Origin of the sequence: Hominimerdicola alba (assembly GCF_900112155.1) — a bacterium.
Classification (GTDB): Bacteria; Bacillota; Clostridia; order Oscillospirales; family Ruminococcaceae; genus Hominimerdicola; species Hominimerdicola alba_D.
The window spans coordinates 1-6729 of record NZ_FOKQ01000079.1; the positions used below are offsets into that span (position 1 = coordinate 1).

Annotated in this window: 5 protein-coding genes and 1 pseudogene; 2 read left to right on the top strand and 4 right to left on the bottom strand. The window is 44.2% G+C overall.

Features of this window, described 5'->3' with window-relative positions; all coding sequences use genetic code 11:
- The 4 genes and pseudogenes from BM265_RS19095 to BM265_RS19110 form a co-directional block, all read right to left on the bottom strand.
- A pseudogene (locus BM265_RS19095) lies at window positions 1–199 on the bottom strand (hypothetical protein); the annotation flags it as partial.
- Window positions 200–404: 205 nt separating this feature from the next.
- On the bottom strand, window positions 405–1868 hold the full coding sequence (locus tag BM265_RS19100) for a HAMP domain-containing sensor histidine kinase (protein ID WP_074963509.1): 1464 nt from the start codon (window positions 1866–1868) through the stop codon (window positions 405–407).
- The gene (locus tag BM265_RS19105; protein WP_074963510.1) at window positions 1858–2532 is read right to left on the bottom strand and encodes a response regulator transcription factor; all 675 of its coding nucleotides are present in this window, start codon (window positions 2530–2532) and stop codon (window positions 1858–1860) included. Before BM265_RS19105 ends, BM265_RS19100 begins: the two co-directional genes overlap by 11 nt.
- A 250-nt stretch (window positions 2533–2782) precedes the next feature.
- Complete coding sequence (locus BM265_RS19110) at window positions 2783–4030, bottom strand: carbohydrate-binding domain-containing protein (RefSeq protein WP_074963511.1); 1248 nt, start codon at window positions 4028–4030, stop codon at window positions 2783–2785.
- Between the two features lie 454 nt (window positions 4031–4484).
- Between BM265_RS19110 and BM265_RS20310 the strand changes: the two genes are divergently transcribed.
- Both BM265_RS20310 and BM265_RS19115 read left to right on the top strand, forming a co-directional pair.
- Entirely contained in the window at window positions 4485–4631 is a 147-nt protein-coding gene (locus BM265_RS20310) for a hypothetical protein (RefSeq protein WP_177219651.1), read from the top strand.
- On the top strand, window positions 4618–6549 hold the full coding sequence (locus BM265_RS19115; protein ID WP_074963512.1) for an RNA polymerase sigma factor: 1932 nt from the start codon (window positions 4618–4620) through the stop codon (window positions 6547–6549). The genes BM265_RS20310 and BM265_RS19115 overlap by 14 nt, the downstream gene beginning before the upstream one ends.
- The last annotated feature ends 180 nt before the right edge of the window (window positions 6550–6729 follow it).

Sequence of the window (6729 nt, forward strand, 5' to 3'; positions counted from 1 at the left end):
TGCAGAGCTGTTCAATCTTACGGCTTGAAAAAGAGTCGTTCATGTAGCCGTAGATGAGTATCTTCATCATGATATCCTCGGGTATGGCGCCATTCCACTTGCTTACTATCGTGTATTCTTCTTTTTGATAGATCTCATCTATAACATTGCTCAATACTCTGACAGTTGAGCTTTCTTCGATGTAGATCTCATAATTCATGTTAAGACGCACTTGACAATTTCTCATTTTTGTGGTACAATCCTTTCGTTGGTTTAATGGTTTTTGCAATTATATTATACCACAAAAAGAAGAGCTTGGCACTGTGCCAGGCTCTTTTTCTTTGTTGGGGCTGCAACAGCCCGTTTTTATAGTTTTGCTTGTGGCTGATATTTCTGCATATATGCAGAAATATGATCAATAAATCTTATTTCAAATCAAATTCGATGCGGAAAACGCTACCTTTTCCTAGCTTTGATTCCGCACAGCACTTGCCTTTGTGCTGTGAGACTGTCTGCCTTACGATAGCCAGCCCCAGCCCTGAAACGCCGGCACCAACGGAGTTAGTGCGGCTGCTCCGCTGACGGCTGGTGTAGTATTTATCCCAGATGCGGTCAAGTTCTTCGGGTGCGATACCCTCGCCGTGGTCTGATATTTCGACCATGGCTTTTCCGTTTTCTGACTTAAGGGTGATGCCTACCCATTTGTCTGCCCCGGTGTGTCTTACAGCGTTATCCAGAAGATTATAAACCGCTCTTGTCAGCCTTGAAGAATTTCCCCGAATGTGGATATCCTCGGATACATTCCTTTCAAAGGTATAGCCGTCTTTCCGGTAAAGGCTCTCAAAGCTGTCGGTAACAGCCGTGACTATCTCGCTGAGATCAACATCTGACATGACAGGTTCGGTATCTGTCATCTGTAATTCGGAATATTCAAGTATCTCGTTGACAAGTGCCGTGAGCCTGTCGGTCTCTTTTACGATAACAGCAACGTCCTCGGCACACTGTATCTCGTCATCGTGGGAAATATCACGTATCATCTCCGCATAGCCCTTTATCATGGTAAGTGGTGTACGAAGATCGTGGGATACATTGGCGAGAAGTTCATTCTGGAATATCTTGTTCTTTCTGAGCTTTTCATCTGTCATGTCAAGCGTATCATTCAGGTCGTCAAGCTCGGAACAGAATCCTTTGTGATAATCCGTGCTTGCTTTATCCTCGCCGAGAGTGTGAGCTTTTTGATTGAGCTGAGATATGGGTTTTGAGAAACTTCTTGACATAAACAGCGCAAGCACAAAGCCTATCGCCACGGAAAGTACCGTCACGATAAGAAGCTGTAGACTAATTATTCGCGCGGTGGAGCCCACAGGGTCAAGGTTGGTTCCCAGGTAGAGTATCGCTTTTTCTCCGCTGTCGCCGTAATCGATGTATTTGCCATAGAAATACATTCGGTCGGTCTTTATTTCTGCATATCCGCAGTTGGAAGCATCAAGCTCCTGGCGGAAATCTTCAAAATTATCGGGAAGGGCTCTGTAATGCATATGCTTATTCTGGCGTTTATCATTTATCTGCTCTGGCTCTTCCATATCGGGAGCCATATGTCCTTTTTTGTATTCATCGGCAGAATAGAGGATATTTCCGTCTTTATCCGTGACATATACCAGCAGGGAATTGTTCCGGGAAAGCTCATCAAGGGTATCGGATATATCGCCGTCGGCGCTGAATGAGGTGATCTTTTCAGCGGCGGATACAGTGTTTTTTATCACCATTCCGTTGTAGAAATTTTGCAGAAATACAGTTTGCAAAAGCCACAGCACCGTGAAGATGACGGCGGTAAAAAACATGAAATTTATCAGCAGTTTTTTTCTGAAAGACTTTGCTTTAGATCTCAAATTTATATCCCACCCCTCTGACGGCTTTGATACAGTCGCGGTATGAGCCGAGTTTGTTTCGTAACAGTTTTATCTGCCAGTCAACAGTGCGGTCAATGCCGAAGCTGTCATATCCCCAGACCTCGTTGAGTATCTTATCGCGGGAAAGCACCGCGCCGCGATTGTTCACGAACAGCATAAGCAGAGCAAATTCCTTTGCGGTAAGCTCGCTTTTTTCGTCGTCAGCTGTTACTGTCAGCCCGAAAGTGTCTATCTCAAGTCCGCCGATATTGATGATACCGTTGTCTTTATCGGGGGTAGATGTGCGCCTGCAACCCAGTATCGCTTTTATTCTCGCCATGAGTTCCATGGGCGAAAATGGCTTTGTCACATAATCGTCAACACCGACTTCAAAACCGAAGAGCTTGTCGAACTCGGTACCTCGTGCAGAAAGCATTATAACGGGGATATCCTTGAATTCCTTTATCTTCTTGCAGGCGGTAAAGCCGTCGGTATCGGGCATCATGACGTCCATTACGATAAGGTCGAAATCCTCTTTCTGACAGGCTTCGATGGCTTGTCTGCCGTCCTCTGCCGTTGCGATATCATATCCGTCACGCTTGGCATAACGGCTTATCAGCGTGATTATATCGGGTTCGTCATCGACGATCAGTATTCTTGACATAGGGCACCTCCTGCTTTGTTTTATAATATTATACACGAAAATTTCATATTTGTAAAGCAGTCAGCCGTAAAATCTGAAATATGGTTATCCCTTTAGCACGCCGCTTCATATGCCGATATAATAATGTATATTTATTTGAGATGTATTATTCCCCTCGCCGCTGGCGGGGGGAATAATACCGTAAACTATTGATATTGCCTGTAATACTCACTTTCATACGAACCAGAATTATCATTCATCACGCTTTTTTTCAGATGCGTCTGCCTCTTCCGCCGCCGAAGTCATTCATTTCACCGTTCATTCCGCCGTGCATACCGCCGCCCATCATACTCTGGGGTATTTCGGATACTTCAGAGCCGTTTATGATGATGGTGCCGCCGTTGAATTCGGCTGACAGATCATAGTCGAAAGATGACATCTGTGCTGTAACGTTGATAGTACCGCCGTTCACGTAGATTGAACCGTTGGAGTCGATAGCATCGGTATCGCCCTGACCGACCGATACGTCAAGATTGCCGCCGTTGATCACGATAGCTGTTTCGCAGGAATTTGTTTTTGACGAAGCATTGATGCCGTCATCGCTTCCGTATATAGTGATATTGCCGTCATTGATAAGAACGTAAGTTGCTTCAAGTCCCTCGGAAGCTGTGATATCGAAAGTGCCGCCGTCTATCCTGAGCAGTGAGGTCGCCCGGATACCGTCACTTTCAGCGTTGATGTTGAATGTTCCGCCCATGATAGTTATGGAACCTTCCGCTTCATCATTTTCACAGTGGAAGCCGTCTTTGCTTGTGGTGATATTGAAAGTTCCGTCGCTGATGGAGATAGCATCGTTAGCTTCAAAAGCATCAAGGGCAGTATTGACATTGTATGTACCGCCTGTGATCTTCATTTCATCCTTTGATGTGACGCCGTTGCCGTAAGCGGAAGTGATATTCAGTGTGCCTGTGCCGTTGAGTACAAGATCATCTTTGGAGAAGATAACTGCATCGGTGTTGGTCTCGCCGTCAGCTGTGAACTGTCCGCTGACTGTAAGGGTGTTCTCGCTGTCGGCAGTTGTGATGAATACCTTGTCTGCCGAAACTGCATATATTGCAGGTGAGTCGCTGTTTGTAATGTTTACGCCGTCAAGGACAAGCTGTACCTTTGCGTTTTCATCTGCCGTTATCTTGATGGTGCAGTTTTTGGCAGAACCGCTAATGGTGTAAACGCCCTCTTCTGTTATCTCTATGGTGCTGTTATCGGATACTGTGATATTTTTGGAATCGCTGATGTCAGCAGTCTGTTCAAGGTCGCGGGTGGTGAATATCTCGCTTTGTGTAGAAGTTGAAAGCTGTTTGATCTCAGCGCTGGTGGTTTTAGTGGAATTTTCCAAAACCGCAGTTTCTTGGCTTGATGTTGTAGCCGAATTATCAGATGTGAAACTGTTTCCGCAGCCTGTCATTAAAGCTGTGATGGTCATTGCAACGATAGCGGATGTTATATAGATCTTTCTCATAATTATTCTTCCTTTCGTAGGTCTGTGGTTTTGTTTCTATGTCTGTATTATACATGGGCTGTTTGAAAAGAGAAAGGAGCGAAAGTGGAATATGAGGCTTGAATTGTGGAATTGATGTTCCGTTGTGTGATGGAAGTGTGAAACCATGACAGAAAAAAGTTTATAACCAAACCAAACTTTCCTCGTCTAATTTTCAGAAAACAGAAATACGGACGGAAGAAAAAATTTTATAACTAAACCGAACTTGCTCCGTCTAACTTTCAGAAAACAGAAAACAGGCGAGAGAAAAAAGTTTATAACCAAACCGAACTTTCCCCGTCTAACTTTCAGAAAACGGAAAAACAGGCGAGAGAAAAAGTTTATAACCAAACCGAACTTACTTCGTCAAATTTACAGAAAGCAGATGACAACCGGATGGAAAAGTGGTATAATACAGGAGGAATGAAACTTTGATATGGAATACCAATTAGATGAGGTTATCCGACAGGTGCTTGCGATGATGCAGGCAGAAGCCGCACTGTCGGAGGAAGAGAAAAATGCGGCTAAGGAAAAGATCGGAGATATTTTAACGAAAGAAGGAATCCTCAATGAAGAAAACTGACCTTATCAATATAGTTAACGATGCAAAGAACGGAGACAGAAAGGCTTTTGAAAAGCTGTACAACGAATACTATTCCAACCTCTATTTCTTCGTACTGAAGAATGTTAAAAATAAAGAGATCGCCGAAGATATCACCCATGAGGCTTTTCTGAAGTCCATGGAGAAGATAGATACACTTGATCATCCCGAGAACTACGGCACATGGCTCCACAGTATCGCATATAACAAGTGTACCGATCATTTCAGGACTGAAAGCAGGAATGCACGCTTCGATACCGATGAGGAAAAAGACTACGCTATCGAGAACACTGCTATGGATATGACCGTTATGCTTCCAGAAGACTACGCAGTAAACAAGGAGCGCAAGAAGGAGATAGCTGCTCTTATCGATGGTCTCAAACCCGAGATGCGTTCAGCTCTTATACTGTACTATTATAATGATATGAGCGTTTCGGATGTTGCAAAGTCCCTGGGAATGAACGAGAATACTGCAAAGCAGAAGCTCTTTCAGGCAAGAAAGAAGCTGAAGACACAGTTAGAGAAGCTTTACGGCAAGGGCGGCGTACTTGCTATCGTACCTATGAGAGATATGTTCAAGACCTCTATCAGCCCCAAGTTTGCGGCTGCAAGAGTATCTGCTGCACCCGCTGTAAGTTCGGGATTCCTGGCAGGCAAGATCGCTGCGATATCTGCTGCAGCAGTTCTAGCTATCTGTCTCCCCATCGGTCTCGGAATGTCTGACAAGGATAATAAGAGCTTTGCAGGCGATGTTAAGCAGACTGACAGCCATGCGCCTGTAGAAGTTTCCTACGAGGAAAACAATTCCATCGACAAGTATCTGGCTGAAAAGATAGAAAGCAGTACAGATAAAAAGATCACTGCTTCCGAGAAGGATACCGATTCCAAGACTTCTGTGCCTGTAACTTCTCTGAGCAACGAACAGAAGACAAATAACAAGAAGATAACCGCGGATGATCTTATCGGTACTGGCTACAACGAGATAAAGAACATGGCAGGAACAAGTATCCCTGCTATGCTGACAAGCTCGGCATACGGACCCCATACTGTTCAGTCTTCGGCTGAGATAAACGGTTCAAAGTGGTCCATGACTTTTGAGATATCTGACAGTGATTATGCCCAGATTGCTTCTAACATAGGCAGTTATTCTCAGCGCGGCTGGGAGAGAGTTAGTGAGTACGCAAATACAGTATACGCCTATGTTGATCTTTCCGACTTTGACCCCGTGTGCACAAATGCTGAAAAGCTTTCCGATGATGCCAATATCGAGGCTGAAAAAGGCATACCTTACATGAGCGTTGATGAGATGCTTTCGATGAGCGTTGATCAGCTGAAAGCACTTTCAAACAATGATTATGATATAGTTCTGTCAGCAAGTTCTCAGGCTCCGTATTACGGTTACAAGTTCTCTGCATTCCCTGAGTATGTGTTCTGTGTAGATTCAGCAGAAGATACTGAGAGTCAGCCCGGTGATAATGTTGATTATGGAGTTATTAATGGTGATTACGGAACCTGGTACAGAGTACTCGGCGATAAAATAGATCAGCTCAACCTGTATGACGGCGCAGATGTTGGTGCGGGCTTGACTGTAGGTATGAAATATAGCGATATAGAAAAGACACTGGGAACCGATCTTTCGATACACAGAATAGGCACTACACTTGGACTTTGTGCAGACGTTGTGATAGATGGAAGAGAATGGTGGATCCATTTCGATCTGACTGACGAGCAGGAGGAAAAAGTTCAGGCAAACATATCCGACCAGATAGATGCACTTAACGCTGAATACGGCGAATGGTATGTGAATAATGCAATTGTTGGCGATATCACCGTTGACCTTGATGATCTTGGTTTTGACCCTAAAAGCGATATCGCAGTATTAAGTCTGTGGAATAATTAAGCACCATACGATCGAAGTGAAAACGGAGAAAGAAAAACGCTTATAAAACCGAGACAATAAAGCGAAATATAAAAGCCCTGATTTATTTGATATAATCCCCTGTTACAATATAATTGACGGGTAAAACCTTGCACACCGGTAAGGATTTACACGTACTTGTTACTTAAGCTATAATGAAAG